General features: G+C 73.8%; 14 protein-coding genes and 1 tRNA gene. 13 read left to right on the top strand and 2 right to left on the bottom strand.

What is annotated here, in order from left to right; genetic code table 11:
- Positions 1-74 precede the first annotated feature (74 nt).
- From ACFYXV_RS07730 to ACFYXV_RS07720, 3 genes are all read left to right on the top strand, one after another.
- Entirely contained in the window at positions 75-1643 is a 1569-nt protein-coding gene (locus ACFYXV_RS07730; protein ID WP_389382310.1) for an alpha/beta hydrolase, read from the top strand.
- A gap of 12 nt (positions 1644-1655) precedes the next feature.
- Complete coding sequence (locus ACFYXV_RS07725; RefSeq protein ID WP_389382309.1) at positions 1656-3281, top strand: alpha/beta fold hydrolase; 1626 nt, start codon at positions 1656-1658, stop codon at positions 3279-3281.
- 119 nt (positions 3282-3400) lie between these two features.
- Positions 3401-4558 carry an aminotransferase class V-fold PLP-dependent enzyme gene (locus ACFYXV_RS07720; RefSeq protein WP_389382308.1) on the top strand — a complete coding sequence of 386 codons (1158 nt, stop codon included), beginning with the start codon at positions 3401-3403 and terminating at the stop codon, positions 4556-4558.
- A gap of 6 nt (positions 4559-4564) precedes the next feature.
- Here the strand turns inward: ACFYXV_RS07720 and cobF are convergent, their stop codons facing one another.
- Positions 4565-5317: a precorrin-6A synthase (deacetylating) gene (gene cobF, locus ACFYXV_RS07715; protein ID WP_385465701.1), complete on the bottom strand. Its 753-nt coding sequence runs from the start codon at positions 5315-5317 to the stop codon at positions 4565-4567.
- Between the two features lie 18 nt (positions 5318-5335).
- On the opposite strand from cobF, the gene ACFYXV_RS07710 reads away from it, so the two are divergent.
- From ACFYXV_RS07710 to ACFYXV_RS07695, 4 genes are read left to right on the top strand one after another with little or no spacing between them, the layout of a single operon-like run.
- The gene (locus ACFYXV_RS07710) at positions 5336-6091 is read left to right on the top strand and encodes a (Fe-S)-binding protein (RefSeq protein ID WP_385465698.1); all 756 of its coding nucleotides are present in this window, start codon (positions 5336-5338) and stop codon (positions 6089-6091) included.
- A complete protein-coding gene (locus tag ACFYXV_RS07705) occupies positions 6088-7599 on the top strand; it encodes a lactate utilization protein B (protein WP_389382307.1) in 1512 nt (503 codons plus the stop codon). The genes ACFYXV_RS07710 and ACFYXV_RS07705 overlap by 4 nt, the downstream gene beginning before the upstream one ends.
- Positions 7596-8234: a lactate utilization protein C gene (locus ACFYXV_RS07700; RefSeq protein WP_385465692.1), complete on the top strand. Its 639-nt coding sequence runs from the start codon at positions 7596-7598 to the stop codon at positions 8232-8234. The genes ACFYXV_RS07705 and ACFYXV_RS07700 overlap by 4 nt, the downstream gene beginning before the upstream one ends.
- Positions 8235-8239: 5 nt before the next feature.
- Positions 8240-8629, top strand: a complete 390-nt coding sequence (locus ACFYXV_RS07695) for a VOC family protein (protein WP_383338572.1) — start codon at positions 8240-8242, stop codon at positions 8627-8629.
- A gap of 40 nt (positions 8630-8669) precedes the next feature.
- On the opposite strand, the gene ACFYXV_RS07690 is transcribed toward ACFYXV_RS07695, so the two are convergent.
- On the bottom strand, positions 8670-9194 hold the full coding sequence (locus ACFYXV_RS07690) for a DUF309 domain-containing protein (RefSeq protein WP_389382306.1): 525 nt from the start codon (positions 9192-9194) through the stop codon (positions 8670-8672).
- A 108-nt stretch (positions 9195-9302) separates the two neighbouring features.
- Between ACFYXV_RS07690 and ACFYXV_RS07685 the strand changes: the two genes are divergently transcribed.
- From ACFYXV_RS07685 to ACFYXV_RS07660, 6 genes are all read left to right on the top strand, one after another.
- A tRNA-Pro gene (locus ACFYXV_RS07685) sits at positions 9303-9379 on the top strand.
- Between the two features lie 683 nt (positions 9380-10062).
- Positions 10063-11727: a sensor histidine kinase gene (locus tag ACFYXV_RS07680; RefSeq protein WP_385465686.1), complete on the top strand. Its 1665-nt coding sequence runs from the start codon at positions 10063-10065 to the stop codon at positions 11725-11727.
- Positions 11724-12131 carry a roadblock/LC7 domain-containing protein gene (locus ACFYXV_RS07675; RefSeq protein WP_134069669.1) on the top strand — a complete coding sequence of 136 codons (408 nt, stop codon included), beginning with the start codon at positions 11724-11726 and terminating at the stop codon, positions 12129-12131. Before ACFYXV_RS07680 ends, ACFYXV_RS07675 begins: the two co-directional genes overlap by 4 nt.
- The gene (locus ACFYXV_RS07670) at positions 12128-12487 is read left to right on the top strand and encodes a DUF742 domain-containing protein (protein ID WP_382981840.1); all 360 of its coding nucleotides are present in this window, start codon (positions 12128-12130) and stop codon (positions 12485-12487) included. Before ACFYXV_RS07675 ends, ACFYXV_RS07670 begins: the two co-directional genes overlap by 4 nt.
- On the top strand, positions 12468-13088 hold the full coding sequence (locus ACFYXV_RS07665; protein WP_383338591.1) for an ATP/GTP-binding protein: 621 nt from the start codon (positions 12468-12470) through the stop codon (positions 13086-13088). The genes ACFYXV_RS07670 and ACFYXV_RS07665 overlap by 20 nt, the downstream gene beginning before the upstream one ends.
- Positions 13085-14467 (top strand): cytochrome P450, encoded by a 1383-nt coding sequence (locus tag ACFYXV_RS07660; RefSeq protein ID WP_385465679.1) that lies wholly within the window; start codon positions 13085-13087, stop codon positions 14465-14467. The genes ACFYXV_RS07665 and ACFYXV_RS07660 overlap by 4 nt, the downstream gene beginning before the upstream one ends.
- Positions 14468-14477 lie beyond the last annotated feature (10 nt).

Here is a 14477-nt window from a genome sequence, read left to right as displayed (position 1 = left end):
GCGGGGCTTCCCGCCTGCCGTTACCGTCGAAGAGGTGTGTTCCATCCGCCTGCACGACACAGGAACGAGCGCACATGGCGAAACACGGCGTCAACGCGGCTGCCGCGGCCGCTCTGGTCTGCCTGGCGGCGTTCGGCGGGACACCGGGGGCCGCCGCCGGCAGCCCGTCCGGCTCGGCCGGCCCGTCCTCCCCGTCCGCCACGCCCGGCCCCACCGCGGCTCCCCGGTTCGTACCGGGCCCCTGCCCGAAGACGCCCGAGCCGATCGAGGCGCTGGACACGGCGCGGTGCGGGTTCCTGGAGGTCCCCGAGAACCGCTCCCGCCCGGGCGGGCGGACCATCAAACTGGCCGTGGCGAGGATCGCGGCGGCCGCCGAGAAGCCCGCCGCGGAACCCGTGGTGTTCATGGCCGGCGGCCCCGGGGCCGACACGTTCGACGACATTCCCTTCCTCGTCGACTCCGGCCTGAACAAGGACCGCGAGCTGATCGTCATGGCCCAGCGCGGCAACCTCCACGACCGGCCGAATCTCGCCTGCCCGGAGGTGGACCGGTTCAACGCGCAGTCCGTGGGCCTGGGTTATGACGCGCGGCGGGCGCGGCAGCTCATGCTGAAGGCGGTGACGGACTGCCGGGCCCGCCTCGTGGCCGACGGCGTCGACCTGAACGCCTACAACACCACCGAGAACGCCGCCGACTTCGCCGATCTGCGCACGGCGCTGCGCATCCCCCGGTGGAACGTCTACGGATACTCCTACGGCACCAACCTGGCCCTGACGTACCTGCGCCTGCACCCCGAGGGGATCCGCGCGGTGGCGATCGACTCGGTCGCCCCCTCCCAGTTCGTGACCCTGCCCTGGACCTGGGGCAGCACCGCCGAGGGCATCCGCAACATCTTCGCGGCGTGCGCGGCGCAGCCCGCCTGCAAGGACCGGTACCCGGACCTCCCCGGCATGCTGACGGAGCAGGTGCGCAAGCTGGAGGCGCACCCGCTGACGCTGGACGTCACGCCGCCGGACGGCGGAAAGCCGGTCAAGACCGTCCTCGACGGGGGCGCCCTGCTGAACCTGATCGTCGCCTTCACCCCCCGGCCCAAGGACCTCCCGGCGGCGCTGGACGAACTCAGCCGCGGGAACCCGCAGCGCTTCGCCCAGGCCCGCGCGGCCGGCTCGGTACAGAAGACCGGCGAGTTCGCGCACGGACTGACGAACTCGATCGCGTGCGCCGAGTGGGCTCCGGGCCACTCGGAATCCGACGTGCTGAAGGCCGGCCGGAAGGCCTACCCCGAGTGGCCCGACACGGTCCTGGCGGAGGCCCCGCAGCTGCCGTTCCAGTACCCGGTGTGCGGGATCTGGAAGGTCGCGGACCGTGCGGAGATCCAGCGCGTGCCCACGGTCAGTTCGGTGCCGGCCCTCGTCGTCTCCGGGACGTTCGACGTCAAAACAGGGGCGAGCTGGGCGAAGGGCGTGGCCCGCGACCTGTCCCGCTCGACCTCCGTGCTGATCCCCGGAATCGGCCACTGGGTGGTCCCGCAGTCGCCCTGCGCGCAGCGCGTGCTGGCATCGTTCTTCGCTCGCCCGACCGCGCCCGACACCTCGTGCGCGGACGGCCTGGCGCCCGAGCCGTTCACGATCATCCCGAAATGACCGGGAGGGCAGATGACCCCGCACCACGCGCCCGTGCACCACGCGCCCCGTCGTCGTCACTCCGTACGGCGGGTCCGGGCCGCGTCGGCCGGCGTGGCGACCGGCCTCCTCGTCACCGGACTGCTCGCCGGACCCGCTCAGGCGCGGTCCCGCACCGACGCCACCACCGGCCCCGGCGCGCCGATCGGCACGGCCGCGCGGACGGTGGGCGACGCCCGTTACGAACCGGGCCCCTGCCCCAGGACGCCGGAGCCGATCCCCGAACTCAAGGGGGCGCGCTGCGGAACGCTCACCGTGCCCGAGAACCGGGCGAAGCCGACCGGCAAGACGATCGAGCTCGGTGTCGCGATCGTGCCCGCCGCCACCGGCAAACCGAAACCCGACCCCATCGTGTGGCTCGCCGGCGGACCCGGCGACGACGCCGTGGGGGAGGCGAAGATGGCGATCGACGGCGGCCTGAACCGGGACCGCGACGTGGTCTTCATGTCCCAGCGCGGTACGTACTCGGCCCGGCCGAACGTCCTGTGCCCCAACATCGACGAGTTCAACGCGCGCGCCGTCGGCCTCGTCTCCGACGCCCCGTCCACCGAACGCCTGCACGTCGCGGCCACGAAGGCCTGCCGCGACAAGCTGGCGGCCGGCGGGATCGACGCCGGCGCCTACAACGACACCGAGAGCGCCGCCGACTACGAGGACCTGCGCGCGGCCCTGGGCGTCAAGCAGTGGAACCTGTACGGCATTTCCTACGGCACCCACCTGGCGCTCGTCTACATGCGCCTGCACCCCGAAGGGCTGCGCTCGGTGGGCATCGACGGCATCCTGCCCCCTTCCAAGTCCGGTTCGGCCGCGACCTGGATGAGCGCCCGGCAGGGCTTCGACGGCCTCTTCAAGGCCTGCGCGGACCAGCCGGCGTGCAACAAGCGCTACCCGAACCTGTCGGCCACCTTCGACAAGCTCGTCCGCGACCTCGAAGCCAATCCGGTCACCACCACCGTCTCGGTCCCCGGCAGCGACAAGCCGGTGAAGGTCGTACTGGACGGCGGGGCCCTCGTGAGCTGGATGACCTCCGCCACCCACGTCGCGCCCCAAGTGCCCCGGGCCCTCGACGAGCTGGCGCACGGCAAGCCCCAGCGGATCGCACAGCAGTACGCCGGCGGCAAGCTCAGCCCCGCAGCCATGGGCCGGGTCGCGCACGGCCTCGTCTACGGCGTCTTCTGCAGCGAATGGACCCCGTACGAGAGCCAGGCCGAAGCACTCAAGGGCGGGCAGGAAGCCTTCCCGGACTTCCCCCGCTCGGTACAGGCGCAGGCCCCCCAGCTGACCTTCCTCCGTCCCGACTGCGACGTCTGGAACGTCCCCGCGGCGCCGCGCTCGATCCGGGACGCGACGAGCGGTGACATCCCCACCCTCGCCCTGTCCGGCGGCTTCGATTCCCAGACCGGCGCCGACAACGGACCGTACGTCGCCCGGACGCTGAGCAAGGCCAAGGTCGTCACCGTCCCCTACGAGCCGCACGTGGTGTTCGCCACCTCGAAGTGCGCCCAGGAGATCGCCGTCTCGTTCTTCGACGATCCGGCCGCCCCCCGGACCGCGTGCCTGAAGAGCCTCAAGGCACCGCAGTTCGAGATCGGGCCCTGACCGCGGCGGGCGGCGGACCCGGTCCGGCAGGTCCGGCCGGTTCGGCCGGGGGCGTACTGGGCGCGCGCGGTACGGCAGGCGATGATGCGGGGACAGCCGCGCCGCACCCCGGAGGTCCCGTGAACCAGCCCAAGCCGATACGCCCCGCCGGGCCGCCCGCCGAGTTCCCCGGCGGGCGCGCACTGTTCAGGCTCGATCCCGCCGTGTCCCACCTCAACCACGGCTCGTTCGGCGCGGTGCCGGTCCCCGTGCAGGAGGCCCAGGCCACCCTCCGCGAGGAGGCGCACGCCGATCCCGACGCCTTCTTCATCGAGGCCCCCGACCGGATCGCCGCGGCGCGCGCCCGCGTGGCCCGTCACCTCGGCGCCGACCCCGACGGCATCGCCTTCATCGCCAACGCCACCGAGGGCGCCAACCTCGCCCTCGACGCCGTCCCCTTCGCCGACGGCGACGAGATCCTGGTCACCGACCACGGCTACGGCACGGTCGTGGCGGCCGCCGCCCGCCGCGCCCCGATCACCACCGTCTCCCTCGACCCGTACCTGCCCGACGAGGACGCCGTACGCGAGACGGTGCTGGCCGGGCTGACGCCCCGGACCAGGGCCGTGGTGCTCGACCACATCAGCTCGCCCACCGCCCGGCTCATCGCCTCGCCCCGGCTGCTCGCCGAGCTCACCGCCCGCGGGATCACCACCCTCGTCGACGGGGCCCACGCCCCCGGCATGATCGCGGACCCGCTCGCCGGAGCCGCCGACTTCTGGTTCGGCAACCTGCACAAATGGGGGTACGCCCCCTCCGGCAGCGCCGTCCTCGCCGTCGCCCCCGCACACCGCGGCCGGGTCCGGGCGCTGGTCCCCTCCTGGGAGGACGCGCACGGTTTCCCCCGCTCCGTGGAGAACCGCGCCACCGCCGACTACACCGGCTGGCTCGCCGCCCCCGAGGGCCTGGACCTCCTCGACCGGCTCGACGCCGACAAGGTGCGGGCCCACAACGCCGCCCTGGCCGCCCACGGCGCGGCCCTGCTCGCCCAGATCCCGGGACTCACCCCGCTGCCGTACACCGAGGGGCTCGCCATGCGCGCCCTGCGGCTGCCGCCCGGCACCGCCGAGACCCAGGCGGAGGCGAGCGCCCTGCGCGAGCGGATCGCGGCCGGGCTGGGCGTCCGCGTGCTGATCTGGAGCCGGCCCGGCGGCGGCGGCATCCGGATCTGCGGGCAGATCTACAACCGGCCCGAGGAGTACGAACGCCTCGCCGCCGCGCTCCCGGCGTACCTGTAGAGGGCCTCAGCCGCGCCGGAGCAGGTACGTGTCCATGATCCAGCCCTTGCGGGCACGGGCCTCGGTACGGAGCTCCTCGATCCGGCCGGCGACCTCCGCGAGCTTCCCCGAGACCAGGATCTCGTCCGGGGTGCCCACGTAGGCCCCCCAGTAGATGAAGAGGTCCTGGTCGAGGTGGGCCGTGAAGGCGTGCCGCGCGTCCAGCATCACCACCACGTCGTCCACGTCCTGCGGCCAGCCCTCGGCCAGGCGCCGGCCGGTGGTGATCTGGACGGGCCGGCCGACCCGGTTCAGGTTGGTCCGGTGCCGGGCCAGCAGGGCGGAGACGCTGCTGATGCCGGGTACGACCTCGTGCTCGAAGGCCACCCGGCCCCGCTCCAGCACCTCGTCGAGGATGGCGAGCGTGGAGTCGTACAGCGAGGGGTCGCCCCACACCAGGAAGGCGCCGGTCTCGCCGTCCGCCAGGTCCTCGGCGATGAACCGCTCGAAGATCTCGGCCCGCGCGCTGCGCCAGCCGTCCACGGTCGGGGCGTAGTCGGCCGGGGTCCGGTCGCGGTCCGGGTCGCGGCCCTCCACCAGCCGGTGGCCGGGGCCGGCGTGCGCGTCGAGCATCGCGCGCCGCAGCCCGGTCAGATCCGACTTCTCCTCCCCCTTCTCCAGGATGAGGAATGCGTCCGCCGCGCCGATCGCCTTGACCGCCTGGAGGGTCAGGTGGTCCGGGTCGCCCGCGCCTATGCCGATCACTGAGAACTTCTTCACGCCGCTATTCTGCCCGTCATGCGTGCCGCCCTGTTCGTCACCTGCGTCAACGACGCGCTGTACCCGCGCACCGGCATCGCCGTCGTACGCCTGCTGGAGCGGCTCGGCGTCGGCGTGGACTTCCCGGCCGCCCAGAGCTGCTGCGGCCAGCCGCAGTACAACACCGGCTACCGGCGCGAGAGCGAGCCGCTGCTGCGGCGCACCGCCGAGGCCTTCGCCGGGTACCCGTACGTGGTCACCCCGTCGGGATCCTGCGCCGCGATGGTCCGTACCCACTACCCGCGCATCGGCCGCCAGGCGGAGCGGGAGGGGCGCGGCCCCGGGCTGACGGCGCTGGCCGAGGAACTCGTACCGCGCGTCTTCGAGCTGACCGAGTTCCTGGTGGACGTGCTCGGGGTGACCGACGTGGGCGCGTACTTCCCGCACACCGTCACCTACCACCCCTCCTGCCACGGCTTGCGGGCCCTCGGGCTGGGGGAGCGCCCGCGGCGGCTGCTCTCCGCCGTCAAGGGGCTCAACCTCGTCGAGCTGCCCGGGGCCGAGGAGTGCTGCGGCTTCGGCGGCACCTTCGCGCTGAAGAACCCGGACGTGTCGGCGGCCATGGGCACCGACAAGACCGGCAGCGCGGTGCGGACGGGCGCGGAGGTGCTGTGCGGGGCCGACAACTCCTGCCTGGCCCATCTCGACGGGATCCTGCGCCGCGGGGGAGAGGCGATGAGGACCCTGCACCTCGCCGAGATCCTGGCCTCGACGGAGGAGGAACCGCTGACATGAGCGGCACATTCATGGGCATGCCCGACTTTCCCGCCTCTCCCGACTTTCCCGCCTTTCCCGACGCGGCCCGGGAGGCCGTGGGGGACCCGGTGCTGCGCGCCAATCTCCGGCACGCCACCCACACCATCCGCGACAAACGGGCCCGGGCCGTCGCCGAGCTGGCGGACTGGGAGGGGCTGCGCGCCGCGGGGAAAGCCGTGAAGGACCACACGCTCCGCCACCTCGACCGCTACCTCGTCCAGCTGGAGGAGGCGGTCACGGCCGCGGGCGGCACCGTCCACTGGGCGGCCGACGCCGACGAGGCCAACCGGATCGTGACCGGGCTGGTGCTGGCGACCGGCCACCGGGAGGTGGTCAAGGTCAAGTCCATGGCGACCCAGGAGATCGGCCTCAACGAGGCCCTCGAAGCGGCCGGGATCGCCGCGTACGAGACCGACCTGGCCGAGCTCATCGTCCAGCTCGGCCACGACCGGCCCTCACACATCCTCGTCCCGGCCATCCACCGCAACCGGGCCGAGATCCGGGAGATCTTCGCGGCCGAGATGGGCCGCTGGGGCCGCCCCGCGCCCGAGGGCCTCGGCGACGACCCGCGCGAGCTCGCCGAGGCCGCCCGGCTCCACCTGCGCGAGAAGTTCCTGCGCGCCAAGGTCGGGATCTCCGGGGCCAACTTCATGGTCGCCGAGACGGGCACCATGGTCGTCTTCGAGTCCGAGGGCAACGGCCGGATGTGCCTGACGCTGCCCGAGACCCTGATCTCGGTGGTCGGCATCGAGAAGGTCGTGCCGACCTTCCGGGACCTGGAGATCTTCCTCCAGACGCTGCCGCGCTCGTCCACCGCCGAGCGGATGAACCCGTACACCACGATGTGGACCGGGGTGGGCCCGTCGCGCGGGGCGGACGGCGACGGCCCCACCGCCTTCCACCTCGTCCTCCTCGACAACGGCCGCACCGACACGCTGGCCGACGAGGTGGGCCGCCAGGCCTTGCGCTGCATCCGCTGCTCCGCCTGCCTGAACGTCTGCCCGGTGTACGAGCGCGCCGGAGGCCACGCGTACGGCTCGGTCTACCCGGGGCCGATCGGCGCCGTCCTCAGCCCCCAACTGCGGGGTACCGGCAGCGCGATCGACGCCTCGCTGCCGTACGCCTCCACCCTGTGCGGAGCCTGCTACGAGGTCTGCCCGGTCGCCATCGACATCCCGGAGATCCTGGTCCACCTGCGCGAACGGGTGGTCCAGGGCGGCCCGGTGACCCGCGAGGGCGTCCGCGTACGGATCCGACCGGCGCGGGGCCACACCGCCGAACGGGCCGCGATGCGGGCCGCCCGGCTGCTCCTGGACCGCCCCGGCGCGCTGCGCGCCGGGGAGCGGCTGCTGGCCCGTGCCAGGAGGCTGCGGCCGCGCCGGCTGCCGGGGCCCGGGCGGGCGTGGACGGACAGCCGGGAGCTGCCGGAGCTCCCGGCGGAGTCGTTCCGCACCTGGTGGGCGCGGGAGCGGGGGGACGGGGCATGAGCAGCAGGGACCGCATCCTGGGCCGGATCCGCCGGGCGGTGGCCGACGGCGGCCCCGGCCCCGCCGTCCCCCGGGACTACCTCCGCGTCCACGGCGCCCGTACCCCGGCCGAGACGGCGGACCTCCTGGCCGCCCACCTCGCGGAGTACCGCGCGCGGGTCCACCGTACGGACGGCGACGGGATCGCCGCGCTCATCGCCCGGCTGCTGGCCGAACGCGGCGCCCGTACGGTCCTCGTCCCGGCCGGTCTGCCCCCGCAGTGGCCGGCGGCGGCGGGGGCCGCCCGTATCGACGACCGGCCGGGGTCGAACCCGTACGAACTGGACGCGGTGGACAGCGTGGTGACCGGCTGCGCCCTGGCGATCGCCGAGACCGGCACGATCGTCCTCGACGGCGGCCCCGGGCAGGGCCGGCGCCGCGTCACCCTGATCCCGGACCACCACATCTGCGTGGTCCGGGTCCCGGAGCAGGTGGTGGACTCGGTCCCGCAGGCCCTGCCCCTGCTGGACCCGACGAGGCCGCTGACCTGGATCTCCGGCCCCTCGGCCACCAGTGACATCGAGCTCGACCGGGTGGAGGGCGTGCACGGCCCGAGGACCCTGGAGGTGATCCTGCTGACCGGACCAGCAGAATGAGTGCCATGCCCGCATACATCGCGCTCACCGCCCTCGTCGTCCGCGACTACGACGAGGCCATCGACTTCTACACCCGCGCCCTCGGCTTCACCCTCGTCGAGGACACCCCTCGCCCCGACGGCTCCCGCTGGGTCGTGGTCCGCCCGGACGGCGCCACCGAGGCGGCCCTGCTGCTGGCCCGCGCCAAGGACGAGGCCCAGAGCTCCCGGGTCGGGGACCAGACGGGCGGCCGGGTCGGGTTCTTCCTCTACACCGACGACTTCGCCCGGGACCACACGCGGATGACGGCGGAGGGCGTCCGCTTCCTGGAGGAGCCGCGCCACGAGGCGTACGGCTCGGTGGCGGTCTTCGAGGACCTGTACGGCAACCGCTGGGACCTCCTCGAACCCGCGTAGACCCCGGCGGGGCCCCGGCCCGGCACCGGCCCGCCCGGGGTCAGCGGGGGCCCGGCCGCTCCGGCGTGTCCGGCGGGGAGGAGAGCCGCGGCGCCTCGGCCGCCGCGTCGACCGCCGCGCCGGCCTCCACCCGCCCGGCCAGCGCCCGGGCCCAGCGGACCAGCCCCGGTACGTCGATCCCGTACGGGCCCCCGCCGCCGGCGCCATCCCCCGTGTCGGGCCCGGCCAGGGCGGTCGCCCCGCGGCGCAGCAGGCGCGACCCGCCGACGGCGTTCCCGCGCGCGGCGTGCGTGAGCCCGACCGCCAGCTGCGCGAGGGCCCGCCACAGCGGGGCCTCGGCCTCGGGCCCGGACTTCCAGGCGTCCTCGAACACCTCGTGCGCGTGGAACGGCATCCCGGCGTCCAGCAGCCGCTGCGCCTCGGCCACCGTCTCGGCGGGCGCCCGCACGATCCCCTCGGGCTGCCGCTCCACGCCCGGCTCCCCGTACGCCAGGGGCCGCCCCAGCCCGTCCCGCGGCCGCGCGCTGCGCGCCCGCCCCTCACCGTCCCGATCCCGTGCGTTCACCCCGCCATCCTGCCCGCGGCCGGAAACCCGTGCATGCGCACCCCTCTACGTGGGGTAATGTTCTGCATGTGCCGCCGGGACGGGGGAAACCCCAGATCAACGGCACAACGGGACGTGGCGCAGCTTGGTAGCGCACTTGACTGGGGGTCAAGGGGTCGCAGGTTCAAATCCTGTCGTCCCGACCATGCTTTAAGCAGGTCGGAGGTCGTTCTCTCAACCATGAGAGGACGGCCTTTCGTGCGTCCCGGGCCATGATGGCCGCACGTCCCATCCGTGGCCGGCCGGCCGGCCCTGGCGCTGAACGCCGGGGGCGCGGGGGTACGGAACCCGCCGCGGGTCTCGCGGGCCTGTGGACGCGGTCGCGTGGTGCTCGCGGTCACCACGCGGGGTCGGCGGAAGACGGGCCCCGCGAACGGGGCGTCAGGATCATCCTTCGTACGCGGGGTTGTGGGTGCCTGGTGCCGCAGGGCCGCGCCGGCCGCGCCGACGCGCGCGGAGATCGCTCGCCGGCTGCGGCCCCTCACGGTCGGTTTCGCGGTGTTTCCCTGAAGTTCTCCTGACGTGTCCCGACATGTCTACGACATGTCGCCGACGTGCGCCGGAGGCGGCGGCCGTCGGGATCCGGCCGTTCCGTCGGCTGGGGCGCGGCCCTTCCGCCGGGCCGGGAAGTCGTGTGCGGGCTAGGCCGCAGCGGGATCCGGGGCGGCTCGGGGCGGGGTCGGGGCGTATGGGTTTCGGCCATATTGGCGGACGCCAACCCCCTTGTGCAGTCCGGATCATGACCTGCTGTCAAGGGCCGTGCATAGAGACGCTAAGATTCCGGGCCGTTGTCATATGATCATTCGCTTTCGATCGTTTGAGGGTTCTGATGGTTCGCGTGGGATCGTCGCCCGGAAGTCCAGGGCCCACCTCACCCGTCGTTTGGGCGCTGCCCGCCCTGCTGACCGCCGCCGTCGCGGCGATCGCCGTGGTCCAGGTGTCCGCACCTGCCCGCACCCCCGTCGCCTGGATGGGAGCCGTCGCCTTCGTGGCCGTCGCCCTGTCCTGCGGTGAGGCCGCCCGGCGCGGCAAGTCGGTCGCCGCGCTGCGCGCGGTCGTCGCCGCGCAGGAGGCGGCCCTGCTCCGGCAGCAGGCCGAGACCGTACGACTCGCGCAGGAACTGCTGCCCGACGTCGTGGAGCGGCTGCGCAAGGGGGAGTTCCCCGAGGAGGTGCTCGCCTCCCTGGAGGAGCTCGACACCCACGGGCCCGGCCTGACACCGGAGTTCAGGGCGGCCCACCAGGCCGTGCTGCGCTCCGTGCTCGACGCCGTCGTCGCCGAGGAGGACCTGCGCGACTCGGCGCAGCGCGCCTTCGTCAACATCGCCCGCCGCGTCCAGGCCATCGTGCACCAACAGGCTCAGGAACTGCGGGAGATGGAGGACCGGCACGGCCGCAGCCCCAAGGTCTTCGGCGACCTGCTGCGGCTCGACCACGGCACGGCCCTCATCGGCCGCCTGGCCGACTCCATCGCCGTCCTCGGCGGGGCCCGGCCCGGCCGCCAGTGGAGCAAGGCCGTCCCGCTGTACAGCGTGCTGCGCGGCGCCATGTCGCGGATCATCGACTACCAGCGCGTGGAGCTGCACTCCGTCTCGCAGGTGGCCGTCGTCGGCCCCGCCGTCGAACCGCTCATCCACGCGCTCGCCGAGCTGCTGGACAACGCGACCCGCTACTCCCCGCCCCAGACCAGGGTCCACCTGACCGCCGTCGACGTGAACTCGGGCATCGCCGTCGAGATCGAGGACGGCGGCGTGAGCATGAGCGAGGAGGCCCGCAAGCGGGCCGAGCGCATGCTCCGCCAGGCACAGCAGGGCATCGACCTCACCGACCTCGGGGAGACCCCGCGCCTGGGCCTCGCCGTGGTCGGCCGGCTGGCGCAGGCGTACGACTTCCAGGTCTCGCTGCGCGCTTCGGCGTACGGCGGCGTGCGCGCCGTGCTCGTCATCCCGCAGTCGCTCATCACCACGGCCGCCGCCGCGACCGGCGTCGCCCACGGCATCGGCACCGCCTCCGGCCCCCGTGCCGCCCTGGCCCCGGCCGCCGCCAAGACCACCGCGGAGGCCGGTACGCCGGACGCGGGGCAGGAGCCGGCCCGCCCGGTCACCGGCCCCCGGATACCGGCCGCGCCCGACGAGGTGCCCGTCGTGACCGAACGGACCCCGGGCGGCCTGCCGCAGCGCCGCCGCAAGGCGCGCGCCGTGGCACCCGAGGCGCCCGAGGCCGACGGCGCCGGCGACCGGATCGTGGCAGCGGCCGAGGCGGCCGCGGAGCGCGCCGGACACGGCTATGCCGAGGAGGGCGGGTACGCGTACGGATCGGGACGCGCGCCCGAGCCCGCGCCGCAGCCGCAGCCCGAGGTCCAGCCCGGGATGTGGCTGGCCGCCTTCCAGGGCGGCCTGTCGGGGGACAGCCAGACCGCCGCGACCCGGAGCGGCGCGGCAAGCCAGAACACGGATGACTCGCCGGCCTCGGCGAGCAAGGGGGAACAGCCATGAGCCAGCAGCAGACCAATATGGACTGGATGCTCAAGGACCTGGCCGAGGGCGTCCCGCAGACCCGCCACGTCATCGTCCTGTCCGCCGACGGCCTGCGCATGGCGCAGTACGGGGCGGAGACCGACACCGCGGACCGGCTCGCCGCCGCCTGCGCCGGGCTGCAGAGCCTCGCCGGCGCGGTCGCCACCGAACTCCCGGGCAGCAGCGGGCGGATGAGGCTCGTCGTCATCGAGATGGACGGCGGCTTCTTCTACCTGATGGCGGCCGGGGCCGGCGCCTTCCTCGCCGTCCTGGCCGGCGAAGGCGTCGACGCCGGGCTGATGGGCCAGCGGATGCGCGACCTCGTCGCCCGGATCGGAGAACACCTGAGCAGCCCGCCGCGCCGCGACGGGCAGCCGGCGTGAGCAACCCGGGCGGGGACTGGGAGGACGGCACTCCCGAGCGGCTGTACGTGATCACCGGCGGCCGCAGTGGCGATTTAGAACCCAGCCACCTCGACCTCGTCACGCTGATCATCGCCAAGTCGGGGCCCAAGCCCGGGATGCAGCCGGAGCACGCGGCGATCATGCGGCTGTGCCAGACGCCGCTCTCGCTGGCCGAGATCTCCGCGTACCTCGGCCTGCCGGTGAGCGTGGTCACCGTACTCCTCGGTGACCTGCTCGCCGCGGGCCACGTGCTCTCCCGCCCACCCGTCGCCCCCGCCAAACTCCCGGACCTGGCACTGATTGAGGCAGTCATCGATGGACTTCGAAAGCTCTGAGCGGGCCACCGCGCCCCGGCGCGAGGACGCGCTGCCGGCCACGGCCGCCGCCGCAGTCAAGGTGGTGATCGTGGGCGGCTTCGGCGTCGGCAAGACGACCCTCGTCGGCTCGGTCAGCGAGATCCGGCCGCTCACCACCGAGGAGACGATGACCCAGGCCGGGGTCGGCGTCGACGACACGGCGGGAGTGGAGCGCAAGACCTCCACCACCGTGGCCATGGACTTCGGCCGCATCAGCATCAACGAAGAGCTGGTGCTGTACCTGTTCGGCACCCCCGGCCAGGAGCGGTTCTGGTTCCTGTGGCGCGGTCTGTTCGAGGGCGCGCTCGGCGCGGTGGTCCTGGTCGACACCCGCCGCCTGGAGGTCAGCTTCGACGTGATCGGCCGGCTGGAGGAGCGCGGGGTGCCGTTCGTGGTCGCCGTCAACTCCTTCCCGGACGCGCCCGAGCACCCCCTGGAGGAGCTGCGCTCCGCCCTCGACCTGCCCGCGTCCGTACCGCTCGTCTTCTGCGACGCGCGCCGGCGCGACTCCAGCCGCGACGTCCTGATGACGCTGATGCGCTACCTGCACTCCCTCGCCGCGACCCCGGAGGCATCGTGAGCACCACCCCCACCCACCAGCCGGGTCCGGCCGCGCCGCCGCCCGGCTGCCCCGCCCACCGGCTCTACGGTGCCGAGGCCGAGGCCGACCCCATGGGCCTGTACGAGAAGCTGCGCGCCGAGCACGGCGCGGTGGCCCCCGTCCTCGTCCAGGGGGACCTCCCGGCCTGGCTGGTGCTGGGCCACCGCGAGAACCTGGACGTGGTGCGGACCCCGTCCCGGTTCGCCCGCGACCCGCGCCACTGGCGGGACCAGCAGGAGGGCAACGTCCCGGCGGACCACCCGCTGACCCCGATGACCGCCTGGCAGCCCGCGTGCCACCTCGTCGAGGGCGTCGAGCACGAGCGGCTGCGCGGGGCGATCACCGAGTCCCTGGAGCGCTTCGACCGCCGCGGCATACGCCGCTACGTCAAGCGCTTCGCCGACCAGCTGATCGACGCCTTCGTGCAGACCGGGAAGGCCGACCTCGTCGAGGACTTCGCCGAGCCGCTGCCGATGCTGGTGATGACGCAGCTCGTCGGGGCGCCGGAGTCCTACGGACCCCGTCTCGTCGAGGCCGCCCGCGACATGATCCAGGGCACCGAGACGGCCGTCGCCAGCTTCGAGTTCGTCTCGGTCACCCTCCGCGAGCTCGTGGAGCGCAAGCGGGAGGTGCCCGGACGGGACTTCACCACCTGGCTCGTGGAACACCCCACCGCGCTCAACGACGACGAGGCCGTCGAGCACCTGCGGCTCGTAGTGATCGCGGCCTTCGAGACGACCGCCAACCTGATCGCGAACACCCTGCGCATGGTGCTCACCGATCGCCGCTTCCGCGCGAACCTGTCCGGCGGCCACATGACGCTCCCGGACGCCCTGGAGCAAGTCCTGTGGGACGAGCCCCCGTTCATGACGATGCTCGGACGCTGGGCCACCGGTGACACGGAGCTGGCCGGAACGCGGATCAAGGCCGGTGACATGCTGCTGCTCGGGCTGGCGGCGGGCAACGTCGACCCCGAGATCCGGCCCGATCTGACGGTGCCGGTCCACGGCAACCGCTCGCACCTGGCCTTCAGCAGCGGCCCGCACGAGTGCCCCGGACAGGACATCGGCCGGGCCATCGCCGACACCGGCATCGACACCCTGCTGACGCGCCTGCCCGACCTGGAGCTGGCCGTCCCCGAGGACGGGCTGCGGTGGACCTCCTCGCTGCTGTCCCGTCACCTGGTGTCACTCCCCGTACGGTTCACCCCGCGCGGGGCCGCCGTCACCGGCTCCACGCAGGTACCCGGAGCACACCGGCCGCCGGCCGCGCCCCCGGCCCCGCAGGCCGCCCCCTTCACGGAGGTGCGGCCCGCGGGCCAGGCCTCGTGGTGGTCGCGTCTGCTCGGGCGCGGCTGAGGCCGGGGGA

The organism is Streptomyces sp. NPDC002181 (genome assembly GCF_042890485.1).
Lineage (GTDB): Bacteria > Actinomycetota > Actinomycetes > Streptomycetales > Streptomycetaceae > Streptomyces.
The sequence above is the reverse complement of the archived record's forward strand: the minus strand, read 5'-3'. Positions and strand labels throughout refer to the sequence as shown.